General features: G+C 64.0%; 17 protein-coding genes. 8 read left to right on the top strand and 9 right to left on the bottom strand.

The annotated features are described in order from the left end of the window. Positions 1-43: 43 nt before the first annotated feature. The gene (locus NKH12_RS03095; protein WP_352951844.1) at positions 44-727 is read left to right on the top strand and encodes an outer-membrane lipoprotein carrier protein LolA; all 684 of its coding nucleotides are present in this window, start codon (positions 44-46) and stop codon (positions 725-727) included. Positions 728-1,005: 278 nt separating this feature from the next. Continuing rightward, positions 1,006-1,812, top strand: a complete 807-nt coding sequence (locus NKH12_RS03090; protein ID WP_352951843.1) for an exodeoxyribonuclease III — start codon at positions 1,006-1,008, stop codon at positions 1,810-1,812. A 195-nt stretch (positions 1,813-2,007) separates the two neighbouring features. On the opposite strand, the gene NKH12_RS03085 is transcribed toward NKH12_RS03090, so the two are convergent. Further along, positions 2,008-2,463, bottom strand: coding sequence for a cyclic nucleotide-binding domain-containing protein (locus NKH12_RS03085; RefSeq protein ID WP_352951842.1), 456 nt, complete (start codon positions 2,461-2,463; stop codon positions 2,008-2,010). Between the two features lie 221 nt (positions 2,464-2,684). Next, positions 2,685-3,368, bottom strand: coding sequence for a response regulator transcription factor (locus NKH12_RS03080; RefSeq protein ID WP_127319501.1), 684 nt, complete (start codon positions 3,366-3,368; stop codon positions 2,685-2,687). Between the two features lie 84 nt (positions 3,369-3,452). Between NKH12_RS03080 and NKH12_RS03075 the strand changes: the two genes are divergently transcribed. After that, a complete protein-coding gene (locus NKH12_RS03075; RefSeq protein ID WP_352951841.1) occupies positions 3,453-4,049 on the top strand; it encodes a L,D-transpeptidase family protein in 597 nt (198 codons plus the stop codon). Positions 4,050-4,143: 94 nt separating this feature from the next. On the opposite strand, the gene NKH12_RS03070 is transcribed toward NKH12_RS03075, so the two are convergent. Further along, positions 4,144-4,401: a hypothetical protein gene (locus NKH12_RS03070; protein WP_352951840.1), complete on the bottom strand. Its 258-nt coding sequence runs from the start codon at positions 4,399-4,401 to the stop codon at positions 4,144-4,146. Between the two features lie 163 nt (positions 4,402-4,564). Between NKH12_RS03070 and gcvA the strand changes: the two genes are divergently transcribed. Next, a complete protein-coding gene (gene gcvA / locus NKH12_RS03065) occupies positions 4,565-5,500 on the top strand; it encodes a transcriptional regulator GcvA (RefSeq protein ID WP_352951839.1) in 936 nt (311 codons plus the stop codon). Between the two features lie 161 nt (positions 5,501-5,661). On the opposite strand, the gene NKH12_RS03060 is transcribed toward gcvA, so the two are convergent. The 6 genes from NKH12_RS03060 to tsaD form a co-directional block, all read right to left on the bottom strand. Beyond that, positions 5,662-6,084, bottom strand: a complete 423-nt coding sequence (locus NKH12_RS03060) for a DUF1761 domain-containing protein (protein WP_352951941.1) — start codon at positions 6,082-6,084, stop codon at positions 5,662-5,664. A gap of 133 nt (positions 6,085-6,217) precedes the next feature. After that, the gene (locus NKH12_RS03055; RefSeq protein WP_352951940.1) at positions 6,218-6,817 is read right to left on the bottom strand and encodes a class I SAM-dependent methyltransferase; all 600 of its coding nucleotides are present in this window, start codon (positions 6,815-6,817) and stop codon (positions 6,218-6,220) included. 53 nt (positions 6,818-6,870) lie between these two features. Then, positions 6,871-7,296, bottom strand: a complete 426-nt coding sequence (locus NKH12_RS03050; RefSeq protein WP_123148835.1) for an EVE domain-containing protein — start codon at positions 7,294-7,296, stop codon at positions 6,871-6,873. 182 nt (positions 7,297-7,478) lie between these two features. Beyond that, on the bottom strand, positions 7,479-7,775 hold the full coding sequence (locus NKH12_RS03045; protein ID WP_352951838.1) for a YciI-like protein: 297 nt from the start codon (positions 7,773-7,775) through the stop codon (positions 7,479-7,481). A gap of 25 nt (positions 7,776-7,800) precedes the next feature. Continuing rightward, a complete protein-coding gene (locus NKH12_RS03040; RefSeq protein ID WP_352951837.1) occupies positions 7,801-8,811 on the bottom strand; it encodes an NAD(P)H-dependent glycerol-3-phosphate dehydrogenase in 1,011 nt (336 codons plus the stop codon). Then, a complete protein-coding gene (gene tsaD, locus NKH12_RS03035) occupies positions 8,808-9,893 on the bottom strand; it encodes a tRNA (adenosine(37)-N6)-threonylcarbamoyltransferase complex transferase subunit TsaD (RefSeq protein WP_352951939.1) in 1,086 nt (361 codons plus the stop codon). The genes NKH12_RS03040 and tsaD overlap by 4 nt, the downstream gene beginning before the upstream one ends. Before the next feature lie 94 nt (positions 9,894-9,987). On the opposite strand from tsaD, the gene hemC reads away from it, so the two are divergent. The 4 genes from hemC to NKH12_RS03015 all read left to right on the top strand — a co-directional run. Further along, positions 9,988-10,914, top strand: coding sequence for a hydroxymethylbilane synthase (gene hemC / locus NKH12_RS03030; RefSeq protein ID WP_352951836.1), 927 nt, complete (start codon positions 9,988-9,990; stop codon positions 10,912-10,914). Between the two features lies 1 nt (position 10,915). Then, entirely contained in the window at positions 10,916-11,632 is a 717-nt protein-coding gene (locus NKH12_RS03025) for a uroporphyrinogen-III synthase (protein WP_352951835.1), read from the top strand. Positions 11,633-11,946: 314 nt separating this feature from the next. After that, the gene (locus NKH12_RS03020) at positions 11,947-13,443 is read left to right on the top strand and encodes a COG4223 family protein (RefSeq protein ID WP_352951834.1); all 1,497 of its coding nucleotides are present in this window, start codon (positions 11,947-11,949) and stop codon (positions 13,441-13,443) included. Between the two features lie 10 nt (positions 13,444-13,453). Continuing rightward, the coding region (locus tag NKH12_RS03015) for a heme biosynthesis HemY N-terminal domain-containing protein (RefSeq protein WP_352951833.1) at positions 13,454-14,048 on the top strand (595 nt) is incomplete at its 3' end.

The raw sequence follows: 14,048 nt of genomic DNA, 5'->3' as shown, positions 1-14,048 counted from the left end.
CCAAACACTGCGACAACAGATAAACCAGACGAGAGTGACCGGCATGAAAAACTCTTCTTTCGCCACGATCAGCGATTTTGCCCCGACCCGCCGCCAGCTGCTTGGCCTCGGCCTGGTCCTGGCAGGTGCTGCGGCCATCAATGTCGTGCCCGGGGTCCAGTTGCTGGCGTCGGCGCAAGCGGCGGTGCCACCCACGGCGCAAAAGATCGCCGACCATTTTTCCTCGGTCAAATCGATGGCCGGCGAATTCGTACAGTTCGGACCCAAGGGCGAGCAGACCGGCGGCAAGTTCTTTCTGGAACGGCCGGGCAAGATCCGCTTCAACTATGACGGGACGTCGAATTTCAGGGTGATTTCCGACGGCAAGTCGGTGGTCATCCTCAACAAGCGGCTGAAAACGTCCGATCTCTACCCACTCTCGAAAACGCCGCTCAAGCTGCTGCTCGACACCAAGATCGACCTCTCCGGCGGCCGTGTCAAAAGCGTCAAGGAAGAGAACGACGTCACCACCATTCAGCTCGCCGACAAATCGGTGTTCGGCAGTTCGAAGATAACCATGATGTTCGATCCGAAGACCTACGAATTGCGCCAGTGGACGATAACCGATGCGCAGGGCAAGGACACGACGGTGATGATCTTCAACGTCAGGGAAGGCGTGAGCTTCGCCCCCGACACCTTTGCCATCGACTATACGGCGAACCGCGAGCTGAACACCAAGTCGCGGTAGGGTCCGCTGTTATTCAGGTGAGGCCGGCCTGCGAATGGCGGTTTCCTGCGCTTCCGGTGCTCACGTACTTTAAGTACGCTCCGCTCCGGTTCTCGGAATCCGCCATTCTCGACTCGGCCTGACCTGAATCTCAGCGAACCCTGGTGCCAGCCCGGGCCGCACTTCGGCTTGTTTTTGGCGCGCGCGGCTGGCAGGTTCCGGCCCGACTCTTTCATGCGCGCATGACTCGCCAGTGGCGTTCACCTCCGGCGGCCATACGCTGTCCCCGGATCCTGTGCATGCCCTTTTCCATCGCCACCTGGAACATCAATTCCGTCCGCCTGCGCATGCCGATCGTCGAACGCCTGCTTGTCGAACAGGCACCGGACGTGCTCTGCCTGCAGGAAACCAAAGTTCCGGATGAGCTGTTTCCCGAGAAGGCCTTTCGCAAGCTCGGCTACGAGCACATCGCCTTCCACGGCCAGAAGGGCTATCACGGCGTGGCGACGGTGGCGCGCCGGCCGATCGAAGTGGTCGAACGGCGCCGCTTCTGCGAGATCGAGGACTGCCGGCATCTGTCGGTCACCGTCAAGGCCGGCGGCAAGGCGATCCTGCTGCACAATTTCTACGTTCCGGCCGGCGGCGACGAGCCCGACCCGGAGATCAACCCCAAGTTCAGGCACAAGCTGGATTTCGTCTTCGAGATGAACGCCATCCGCGCCGAGCACGACGAAGTCTCCGGTTCGATCCTGGTCGGCGACCTCAACATCGCGCCGCTCGAGCACGATGTCTGGTCGCACAAGCAGCTCTTGAAAGTCGTCAGCCATACGCCGGTTGAGACGGAAAATTTCGAGGCGATGCGGCTCGCCGGCAACTGGGTCGACCTAATGCGGCTCAACGTGCCTTATGAGCAGAAGCTCTACACCTGGTGGAGCTATCGCGCGCAGGATTGGGAAGCGTCGGATCGCGGCCGGCGGCTCGACCATGTCTGGTCGTCGCCAAATCTGGTGCCGAGCTTTGCCGGCTACGAGATCCTGCGGCCGGCGCGCGGCTGGGAACGGCCGTCGGACCATGTGCCGGTCATAGCGCGGTTCGACCTGGATTAGCGCCGGCAGTCATTCTACGACTGAAAGTCCTTCTGTAGCGATCCTTCGCGCCCCCCTCTGTCCTGCCGGACATCTCCCCCACTTGTGGGGAGATTGGCCGTCACCTTGGCTTTCGCCAATCTCCAACGCTGCAGAAGTGGGCGGAGCGGGCGCTGTCCCTCCGGCGTTCAGAAGTTCCGTACCACCGCTGCCCGCTCAGTTGTCGAAACGCGGGGCCAGTTTCTCGATGCGCCGGATCAATTCCTGAAAATCCTCGGAGATGCGCTGGTGCAGATGGACCGCGATATCGGGATATTCCTCCAGGATGCGGTGGAACATCTTGCGGCTGAGCCGCAGCACTTCCGAATCGATCTCGGCGGATGCGCTGGTCAGCCGGTTGGTGTCGGCGATCAGCGCCAGTTCGCTCAACATGGTACCGGGGTCCGCCGTGCCTATCGGCACGCGGGCGCTATCCTGCTCGCGATAGAGCACGATGCGCCCGCTGACGACGATATAGGCGCAATCGGCCTCGTCATCCTCGCGGTAGAGCTTGTGGTCGGCCTGCAACCTGGTGGTTTCCGCGCCAAAGGCGAGCAGACGCAACTGTTCCTCCGTGAAGCCCTCGAAGAGCCTCACGGTGGACAGGATGCGGATGTCGTCATCCAACGCCATCTAGCTATGTCCCCGAACGGCCAGTCCAATCCCTCCCTTACAGCGCCGAGCCTCCCTTTGGACGCGCAAAGGACGCTCTAACGCTTTGAAATCGACGCTTTCCAAAATCGATTGCGATTTTGGTCCGATGCGTCGGCGAGCTCGATCCAGAACCACCTCCAGTCTCAGGATCGTACCCGAAAGCGGCCCCTGCCCCGACCGCTGATTGAATGATTAAATGTTTAAGGAACCAGCTTGTAGCCGCCACTTTCTGTCACAAGAATTTCTGCGTTAGAAGGATCGCGCTCGATCTTCTGGCGCAGCCGATAGACATGGGTTTCCAGCGTGTGCGTGGTGACGCCGGAATTGTAGCCCCAGACTTCCTCGAGCAACACGTCGCGCGTCACCACCTTCTGGTCGGCGCGATAGAGATACTTGATGATCGAGGCTTCCTTTTCGGTCAGCCGCACCTTGGCGCCGCGCTGGTCGATCAGAAGCTTCTGGCTGGGCTTGAAAGTGTAGGGGCCGACCGAAAAGGTGGCGTCTTCGCTCTGCTCATGCTGGCGAAGCTGGGCACGGATGCGGGCCAGGAGAACCGCGAAGCGGAACGGCTTGACCACATAGTCGTTGGCGCCGGCTTCGAGGCCGAGAATGGTGTCGGAATCGGTGTCGTGTCCCGTCAGCATGATGATTGGCGACTTATAGCCGCCCTTGCGCAGTATCTTCACCGCCTCGCGGCCATCCATATCCGGGAGGCCGACATCCATGATGAGCAGATCGATGAGGCCGCCGCGGGCCGTGGCGACACCTTTGGCGGCGGTTGATTCCTGCAGGACGTCGAATTCCTCGTAGAGAGACAATTGCTCGACGAGCGTGCCGCGCAGGTCGTCATCGTCATCGACGATCAGAATGGTGCGTGAAGTCATGGATCAATCCGTTGTTTTGAAAAGAAAATTCAGTTGACCGCTGCCTGTTTATGCGGAAGCTGACCGACACAACAGCCGATCACAATGATTTGTTCCGTGGCACGATCATACAAGAAAAAACGCGTGTGCAATGAGGCGAGCGCATTTTTGCCAAAAGGGCTTCGTGTTCTCACGGTGCGCGCCAGGCCCGGCCACGCCAGTCAGGGGCTCCTGCAGGCTGGCAAACTGGTGTTTTCATGTGCGCTGGGACGCGGCGGCATATCGGCCGGCAAGCGCGAAGGCGATGGCGCCACGCCGCTTGGGTCGATGCGGATCCTGTCAGGATATTTCCGTAACGATCATTTTTCCGGCGGCCGGAAAACCCGGCTGGCGATGACGCCGATCGGTCCCGATCTCGGCTGGTGCGAAGTACCTGAGGACCGCAACTACAACCGTCCGGTCAAGATTCCCTATGGCGCCAGCCACGAACGGATGCTGCGCACCGATCGGCTCTATGATGCCTGCCTGGTGCTCGACTGGAACATTTCGCCGCGCCGCCGCGGGCGCGGCAGCGCCATCTTCTTTCATCTGGCGCGCCCCGGCTTCACGCCGACGCAAGGCTGCGTCGCGGTGACGGCACGCACGATGGCCCGGCTGTTGCCGCTGCTGTCGGACCGCACGGTGATGAGGGTGGTGAGGTGAGGGAGTAGGCAGTAGGCAGTAGGGGGGTAGGGCAGCAAGAAGGTGTCCGCAGGATTGCCCAGGCGCGCCGCTTGCCTTTTCGTTTGCCTACTGCCTACTGCCTACTGCCTACTGCCCTACTCCGCGGCCTCTGCCAGCCGATGTCGAGAAGACCCAACCGGCCGAGTTCCCGATCCATCGCGCGCGCGACATCTTTGCGTTCAGCGCCGATGTCGTGCAATTGGCGGTCCGGAAGATCGTCGACGTTCTCATGCGGGAGGTTGACCGCAACTTTCGCATGACGAAACCAGTCAAGCACCGCGCGCAACCAGGCCGGGCGGGTGGTTACAGAGCTCAAGGCAATGTGAGACATGGTGCAATCCGCTTCTCCGGACATCAAATCCGGTTTGATGTTTGTTCGATGGTCGCATCATGACGGATTGAAATTAAAATGAGAAACGAGTAGTTTTCTCTGTATCTTCAAGTTTTGTTTGAGGATTGGAAATGCTCGACCGACCTTTCCTCGGCCTGCTGTGATGGCGCGCCTGCTGCCCGGAACCCGGGCGCTGAGGACGTTGGAGGCGGCGGCCCGGCACCTTAATTTCACCCGCGCCGCCGACGAACTCGGCCTGACGCCGGCTGCGGTGAGCCACCAGATCAAGGAAATCGAGGATCAGCTCGGCATAGTGCTGTTCACGCGCACCAGCCGGACGATCCGGCTGACGGAGGCGGGCGCGGTGCTGTTCGAGGCCTCGACCGATGCGCTCGACCTGCTTGGCCGGGCCGTCTCACGGGCGCACAAGATGGCGCGCGGAACGGCGCTGCTGAAAGTGACCCTCGACGCCCAGTTCGCGACAAAATGGCTGATGCGGCGCGTCGATGATTTTCGCAAGCAGCGGCCGGGCATCGATCTCCGCTTCGACATTGCCTCCGAATTGCGCGATTTCGACCTGGACGACATCGATGTCGGCATCCGATTCGGCGCGGGAAAATATCCGGGCCTTTGCACCCACCGGCTGTTCGACAACATCATCATCCCTGTGTGCAGCCCCAGCCTGCTGGCCTCCGGCCCGCCGCTGCGCGAGCCGCGCGATCTCTTCCATCACACGCTCGCCCATATCGAGTGGGCGCGACAAGGCGTGACGTGGCCGAATTGGCGGATGTGGATGGCAGCGGCCGGCGTCGACGATTTCGACGACAGCCGAACGATCGTGTTCGGCACCTCGACCGACGCCGTTCAGGCCGCACTCGACGGCAATGCCGTCGCCCTCGCCGATTTTGCCATGGTGGCGAACGACCTTTCCGAAGGCCGGCTGATCCGGCCCTTCGAACTTGGCATCAGGGTTCCGCCCGACTTCGCCTACTTCCTGGTCTATCCCATCGCATCCGCCAACGACGCCAGGATCGCGGCGTTCAGGGATTGGCTCCTGAACGAAGTTCACAACCCGCAGCCGGACCCGACGCCTGGATGAGCTTTAGGTCGCTCTGAGTGATCAGCCGGCGGTCGTCGACTAAAGCGCGTCGCGTTTGACCGGCCTCATGCGACGCGCTTTAGGTTGTTGTTTTTATGCATGTCGTTATCGCAAAACCGCTGCACACTTTTGCGCGACATGCATTATTCATGGTGGCAGGGTCAGCCCGCGACATCCGCCGCGCCGAACCAGCCGATCACCGCGCCGATGATAAGCAGCACGCCGAGCCAGTGGCCGCAGTCTATGATGGTTAGGTCCCAGCCGAACCCTTGGTAGCGATGATTGACGGAAAGCGTCGTGGCGACGAATCCCAGCCAGAGAACGAAACCGAAGACGAGCCCGGCAACGAGGCTCGGTTCGCCGCCGGTCATCGCTCCGATGACCAGGGACATGACGAGCGCCATGACAAGTTCCGCGACGAAGCTGATGACGAAGGGCAGCGGCGATTTACTCATGGTCGCCGGATCAAGCTTGGCGGCCTTGAGCCACGGCTTGCTCAAGCCCATGTACCAGGCGGCGCCGAACATCCACGCCACCACGGCGGCGACGATCACCGCCAGCCAGTTCACTGCTGAAAAATCCATGATTTCCCTCCCCGGAAGCATGTCGCCCAAAAGCATCCCCCCGGGCCCGAACCGGGGGTGCCAGCGGTTTTGGGACAACGATATGCGTATTCTCAAAATCGATGCGTGATGGAACGCCTGTTCGGCGATGCCATCAAGCAAACCGCCAGACGGTCGTGCGCTTCACCAGGGCGTCTTCCAGCGCCCGGGTTACCGCCACTTCATAGACGGCAAGCGGCTCCAGTCCTGCTTTCGGCAGATAGGATCGGCCGGGGTCGCCAACGATGATGTCGGCGCCGCGCGCGTTCAGCGTCGCGAACCATGGCATCAGCCGGTCGGCGAAGGATTTGTCGTAGAAGACGTCGCCGGCCAGAACCACATCCCAGCCCCCATCGGCTCCGATGCAGTCCGAGCCGAGGAACTTTATCCCGACATCATTGGCTTCGGCGTTGAGACGGATCGCGGTCGCGCAGAACGGGTCGATGTCGGCGGCGATCACCTCTACCGCGCCGGCCTTCGCCGCGGCAATGGCGACAAGGCCGGAACCGCAGGCAAAGTCGAGCACGCGCTTGCCGCGCATATCAGACGGATTGTCGAGAATATAGCGGGCAAGGCCCTGGCCGCCGGCCCAGGCGAAGGCCCAGAAGGGCGGCGGCAGGCCGATTTCGGCCAGTTCGTCCTCTGTCCGCTGCCACAATTCATGCGCCTCGTCGGCCAGATGCAGCAGGATCTCCGGCACATGCGGCGGCGCCATCAGCGCCGTGTTGTCGAGGATGAAGTTTTTCGCGCTGTTTGGCGTCAGCGCCGTCACGGAGCCGGCGTCAGGCCGCCCATGCGGCAGACCTCTTTCCATTCGGCCGGCGTCACCGGCTGCACGGAAAGCCGTCCGAGCCGGACCAGTGCCATTTCGGCAAGCTTGGGGTTGGCCTTGACCTGTTCCAGCGTCACCGGCTTCGGCACGTCCTTGACGGCGCGGATATCGACGCATTCCCAGCGCGGATCGTCTGATGTGGTGTCCTGATGGGCCAGCGCGCAGACCTCGACGATGCCGACCACATCGAGCCCGTCGTTGGAATGGTAGAAGAAGCCGAGGTCGCCGATCTGCATCGCCTTCATGTTGTTGCGCGCCGCATAATTGCGCACGCCGTCCCATTGTGTGCCGGCCTTGCCCTTCGCCTTGAGGTCCTCGAAGGAGAAGACCGAGGGTTCGGATTTGAACAGCCAATAGTTCATCTCAGTTGTCCTAGTTGCCGTTTGTCAGTTCAGCATTGTTGAAGTCGGCGCCGCCCCTCACCCTTACCCTCTCCCCGTAAGCACGGGGAGAGGGGTTCGCCAGCGCTGCAACTGTCCCTTCTCCCCGTTCTTCACGGGGAGAAGGTGCCGGCAGGCGGATGAGGGGCGGCGCGAACGAACGATCATGCGCTCGCCGGCTTGTTGAAGGCCCAATTCCATTGCCGGATTTCGACGCTTTCGAACAGCCCGGCTTTGGCGTAGGGGTCTGCCGCCGACAGCGCTTGTGCTGCGGCCAGATCGGGCGCCTCGACCACGACGAGGCTGCCGTTCGGCTTGCCGTCGGCGTCGAGGAACGGACCGGCGAAAGCCAGCTTCTTCTCGCCGTTCAATCCTTCCAGGAAGGCAACATGCTCGGGCCGCGTATCGAGCCGCACCTGCAGGTTTCCAGGCCTGTCCTTGCAAATCAACGCAAACAGCATCTTTCCATCTCCGGATCGTTCGAGGTTAGACGTCGGTTTCGGTCTTCAACGGCCTTGTCATCAGCGCCGACACAGCCTGGCGGATGGTGATCGTGCCGTCCAGTATGGCGGTGACGGCGGTGATGATCGGCGCGTCGATCTTGCGTTCGGTGGCGATGCGGGCGGCGATCGCCGCCGTCGGCACACCTTCAGCCAAGGGCAGCCCGGCAAGTGGCTTGCCTTGCCCCAGCGCCAGCCCGTAGGCGAAATTGCGCGACTGGGCGGACGAGCAGGTCAGCAACAGGTCGCCGAGGCCGGAAAGTCCCATCAGCGTTTCCGGCTTGGCGCCGAAGGCAGCACCGATGCGGCGCAATTCGACGAAGCCGCGCGTCACCATGGCGGCCTGAGCGCTGGCGCCGAGCCCGGCGCCGGTGACGGCGCCGGCGGCAATGGCGAAGACGTTCTTCAGCGCGCCGCCGATCTCGACGCCGATGAGGTCGTCGCTCGAATAGCAGCGCAGGTTCTGCGCGGAGAAGCGGGCGGCGAGGTCGGCCGCCAGATCCTCATTGCGGGCGGCGACCACCACGGCCGTCGGCAGGCCCCTGGCGACGTCGGTGGCGAAGCTCGGGCCTGACAGGGCGGCGACCGGATTTTCAGGCAGGATTTCTTCGACGATCTTCGACAGCAGCGCGCCGGTGTCGCGCTCGATGCCCTTGGCGCAGAGAACCAGCGGGACGCCGTTCGGCATAGGGCCTTTCGCGGTGGCGAGCATGGCGCGAAGCGACTGCGCCGGCGCCACCGCCAGAACGCAGTCGGCGCCGTCGAGCGCGGCCTCGAGGTCGCTCGTCGCCACGATGCCGGCCTGGAGCGCGATGCCCGGCAGATAGCGCGGATTTTCGCCACGGTCGATCGCGGCGACGGTCTCCGGGTCGCGCGCATAGAGGCGGACGAAATGACCGGCTCGCAGCATGGCCAGCGCCAGCGCCGTGCCCCAGGCACCGCCGCCGAGCACGGCAATGCGCCAGCCGCTTGGCGCCTTGTGCCCGCTACCGGTCACGCCTTGGCCCCACGCCGGCCCGAGCCGACCATCGGGGCAGAGATGCTGTCCAGCGGCCAGCGCGAGCGCGGCACAAAATCGGCGGTGTTCACACCTGATATGCCGGCGCGCAGCCGTTCGATGCCGGCCCAGGCGATCATCGCCGCATTGTCGGTGCAGAGTTTGAGCGGCGGTGCGACGAAAACAAAGCCGGCTTTCTCGCACAGGGCTTCGAGTGTCGTCTTGATCGTCCGGTTGGCGGCGACGCCGCCGGCAACAACAAGCGCGGGGTCCAATTCGCTCGGGAATTCCTGACGGAATCGGTTCAACGCTCTCGAAACCCGATCACCCAGCGCGTCTGCCACCGCAGCCTGGAACGAGGCGCAGATGTCGGCGACGTCCTGATCGCTCAAAGGGGCAATGGCCGTCGCCGCCTGGCGCACGGCGGTCTTCAGTCCGGAAAAGGAAAAGTCGGGCTGCGCCGAGCCTTTCATTGGCCGCGGGAAGGCGAAGCGCGTGGCATCGCCGGTCGCCGCCGCCTTCTCGACATTCGGTCCGCCGGGATAGGGCAGGCCGAGCATCTTGGCCGTCTTGTCGAAGGCTTCGCCGAGCGCATCGTCGATGGTTGTCGCCCAGCGCTGGTAGTCGCCAACGCCACGCACCGCGACGATCTGCGTGTGGCCGCCGGACACCAGCAGCAACAGGTAGGGAAAATCGAGCCCGTCGGTCAGCCGCGCGGTCAGCGCGTGGCCTTCGAGATGGTTGATGGCGATCAGCGGCTTGTTCGCCGCGGCGGCGATCGCCTTGGCCGTCATCAGCCCGACGATCAGCCCGCCGACGAGGCCGGGGCCGGCGGTCGCGGCAATCGCGTCGATGTCGGCGAGTTCGACGCCCGAATCGGCGAGCGCTGCCTCGATGATGCCGTCCAGCGCCTCGACATGGGCGCGCGCGGCGATTTCCGGGACGACGCCGCCGAAGGCGGCATGCTCCTCGATCTGGCTGAGCACGATATCGGACAGGATTTTCGGCGCGCCGCCGGCGTCCAGCGCTACCACGCTGGCGGCGGTCTCGTCGCAACTCGTCTCAATGCCCAGAACGCGGATCAATTCGTCGCTGTCCCTAGTGATTGTATAGCTTGGCGTTCCCCGTTAGGAGAAAGCCCGACAACCTGCCGGGGGTTATCACGGACCGCGCGCCATGCAAACAACCTTGAAAATCGGAACACGCGGCAGCCCGCTGGCGCTGGCGCAGGCGCATGAAACGCAGGCGCGGCTGATGGCCGCGCACGGCATGCCGGTTGAGGCATTCGAAGTGGTCGTCATCTCCACCAGCGGCGACCGCATCCAGGACCGGCCGCTGTCGGAAGCCGGCGGCAAGGGCCTGTTCACCAAGGAGATCGAGGAAGCGCTGCTGGCGCGCCGTATCGACATCGCCGTGCATTCGTCGAAGGACATGCCGACGGTGTTGCCCGATGGGTTGGAACTGTCCGCCTTCCTGCCGCGCGAGGATGCCCGCGACGCTTTCGTCGGTAAGGCGGCCAAAACAATCGCCGGATTGCCGCACGGCGCGAAGGTCGGCTCGTCATCGCTCAGGCGCCAGGCGCTGATCCGGCGGATGCGGCCGGACCTCGACGTGGTGATGTTCCGCGGCAATGTCCAGACGCGGCTGCGCAAGCTCGACGAGGGCGTTGCCGACGGCACCATCCTTGCCTATGCCGGGCTGAAGCGGCTCGGGCTCGAAAATGTCATCACCGACCTGATGCCGCTCGACACCTTTCCGCCGGCGCCGGGGCAAGGCGCGATCTGCATCGAAAGCCGCATCGGCGACCTCGATGTGGAAAAGATGCTGACGGCGATCCATGATTTGCCGACCGGACAGGCGCTGGCCTGCGAACGCAGCTTCCTGGCGGCGCTCGACGGGTCGTGCCGCACGCCGATCGCCGGCCATGCGAAGATATCGCGCGGAACGGTCTTCTTTGCCGGCCTGATCATTTCGCCGGACGGTACGCAGTCCCATGAGGTCAATGCGGAAGGCCCGGTGCAGGATGCCGCCCACATCGGCGAGGACGCCGCCAGGACCGTACGGGCCAAGGCCGGCGAACAATTCTTCGACGGCTGGGTCTGACATGCGTCGCGTCCTGGTGACAAGGCCGGAACCGGGCGCCTCGCGCACGGCGCAGCGGCTTTTGGACCAGGGTTTTAAGCCGATCCTGCTGCCGTTGACCCAAACGGTGGCTCTGCCGGTCGATGCGGACGGGATCGCAATCAATGCCGCGGCCGTTGCGGTCACCAGTGCCAATGCCGTGCGCCATGCGCCGAAGAAAATCAGCGCTGCGCTCGCCGGTTTGCCTTGCCATGCCGTCGGCAGAAGGACAGCGGAGGCCGCCCGCGCAGCCGGGCTTCTGTCCGTCAGCGAAGGGCCGGGCGATGCCGAGGCGCTGGCGGATGCGCTTGCCGGCGATTACGCCGGACAGACCATCGTCTATCTGTGCGGGCGCGTGCGGTTTTCGGGTTTCGAGCAGCGGCTGAAGGCCGCGGGTGTCCACGTCCGCGCCGTCGAGACCTACGACACCGTCGTGCTGGACTATTCCGACGAAGCCGTTCTTGCGCGCTTGTCCGGCCTGCCGGTCGCGGCGGTGCTGCTCTATTCGGCCAACGCGGCCACAGCGATGCAGGCACTGGCCGGCCGGCCGGCGCTGCTTGGCGTTTTTGAGAGGACAGTTTTTTTCGTTTTGTCGGCGCGCATTGCCGAGGCGTTGGATCCTGTCGCGCGCGACAGGATCCGTATAGCGCCTGAGCCCGGCGAAGACGCGCTGCTGCGACTTTTGCAGGCGCGGCGCTGACCGGCGCCTGCCGCTGCTGCCTGCCCGTCCCGGGCGTCGGCGCCGGGGCGATTGCCTGGATCGACATGTTTGTTCTTGCTTTGTGCCGGCAGCTGTGCTAAGAACTTGCTTATGGTGCCCATTCGCGCCGACGACCCGCCGCCAAGGCGGGTTTTTTGTTTCTGATCTCCCTGAAGTGCAGATACGGCCCCTGCGGCGTTTTGCCAAAACTGACTTCGAAGTCACGGCGTCATCACGCCGCCCCTTTTCACCGCTTGGTGATGTGCTAGACCCTTTTCTGAACCATCCCGAAGCGAATTTTGCGGAGCCCAAGCATGGTCAAGACGCCGAAGATGCGGCATTCGAAAAGCCGTCGCGAGCCGGTCACCATCGAGCTCGAACCCGGCGCCGTGTCGCGCGTTGCCGACGAAGAAGCCGCCAACGGGCGGACCGACGAGGCGGAGGCGGAGGAATCGGCGAACGCGTCGCAGCCGGAGGCGCCTGAAGAACCCGTCCATGCCGACCAGACCGACATCGAGCCGTGGGAACATGCCGACGCGGCCCCGCCAGCCGGTTCGGAAGAGCCGGCAGAGGGCGGCGTCAAAGGTCCTGAAGGACCCAAACCGACCTATCCGGCCGGCGCGGAGGCGTCTGCGAACCGGGCCTTCGACTACAGTTTCGACGACGCATCGGCCAAAACCAGCGGGACAGGGACCAGCGGCACCGAAGATGCGCCGACGGAAACCCAGACAGGGAATGAAGACATGGCAGCGCGGCCGAAGCGTGGCGGCATCAACGGCATCGCTGCCGGCATTATCGGCGGCGTCATCGCGCTCGCTGCCGCCGGAGGGCTGCAGTTTGCCGGCCTGCTCGGCGCGCCAGGGACTGGCGACGTCTCCTCGGGCGGCATGTCGCTCGATGGCATCAATGGCGAAATCGCTTCGCTGAAGAGCGAGATCGCCGGGCTCAAGGACACAGCCGGCGACAATGATGCGTCGGCCAAGGTGGACGGGCTGTCGTCGGCGCTGGATCAGGTCAAGACGGATGTCGCGGCGCTGAAATCGGCGGTCGAGCAGGGCGGAGCAGGCGACACTGCCGGGCTTGCAGCCCTTGGCGACAAGGTCAGGCAGATCGAGACGGCGGTCGCGGCCCTTGGCCAGGCCGGCAATACGGCGCCGGTCGATCTCGGCCCGCTCAACGAAAAGCTGGCCAGGCTCGACGCGGCGGTGAAATCCGCCGGTGAGACGGCAAAGGCGCAGGACGGCCGGCTTGCGGCGCTGGAACAGTCGGTGTCGCAGCTTTCCGGCAAGGTCGAAGCACAGGCCGGGCAGCCGAAGGTTGCGCTCGCCATCGCCGCCTCGGCGCTGAAGGCAGCCCTCGACCGCGGTGCGCCATTCGCCGCCGAACTCGAAACCTTTGCGGCGATTTCACCGGATGCGCCGGAGATCGCGGCTTTGCGTCCCTATGCAGAAAAAGGCGTTCCGACCCGTGCCGAGATCGCCGCCGAAGTGGCCGCCGCCGCCAGTGCCATGGTCGCTGCCTCCGAGCCCGTCGATCAGAATGCCGGCTTCCTGCAAAACCTGCTGTCGAGCGCCGAATCACTGGTCAAGGTCCGGCCGATCGGTGCCGTCGAAGGCGCCGGTGCGCCGGAAACCGTCGCCCGCATGGAGGTGGCGGTCAACCAGGGCGACTACGCCAAGGCGCTCAGCGAATACGATACGCTGCCCGAGGCGGTGAAGACTGCCGGCGCTGATTTTGCCGGCAAACTGAAGGCGCGAATCGAGGTCGAGAAGCAGGTCGACGCGCTGATATCAGGTGCGATGAAGGCGTGAGGAAAACCCGATGATTCGCATTCTGCTTTTCCTCGCCGTCGTTTTCGTGCTCGGGCTGGGTTTCGCCTGGCTGGCCGACCGGCCGGGCGAGATGGTCGTCACCTTCAGCGGCTATCAATACCAGGTCAGCCTGATGGTGGCGGCGGTAGCGGTCGTTGCAGTGGTTGCCGCGGTAATGATCGTCTGGTGGCTGCTCAAGGCGCTGTGGAACAGCCCCTACACCATCTCGCGCTATTTCCGCGTGCGCCGTCGCGATCGTGGTTATCAGGCGCTGTCGACCGGCATGATCGCCGCCGGCGCCGGTGATGGAGCGCTGGCGCGCAAGAAGACCAAGGAAGCGGCAAAGCTGATCCGCTCCGACCAGGAGCCGCTGATCCATCTGCTCGAGGCGCAAGCCTCGCTGCTCGAAGGCGACCATGACGGCGCCCGCGAGAAGTTCGAGACCATGCTCGACGATCCCGAAATGCGGCTGCTCGGCTTGCGCGGGCTTTATCTCGAGGCCGAACGCCTCGGCGACCGCAACGCGGCGCGGCACTATGCCGGCCGCGCCGCGGCGGAGGCGCCGCCACTGGCCGTGGCCGCCGCATCGCCGCTGGCAGACCTGA

Source organism: Mesorhizobium sp. M1322, assembly GCF_040318085.1.
GTDB lineage: Bacteria > Pseudomonadota > Alphaproteobacteria > Rhizobiales > Rhizobiaceae > Mesorhizobium.
This window is presented reverse-complemented; position numbering and strand designations above follow the sequence as displayed.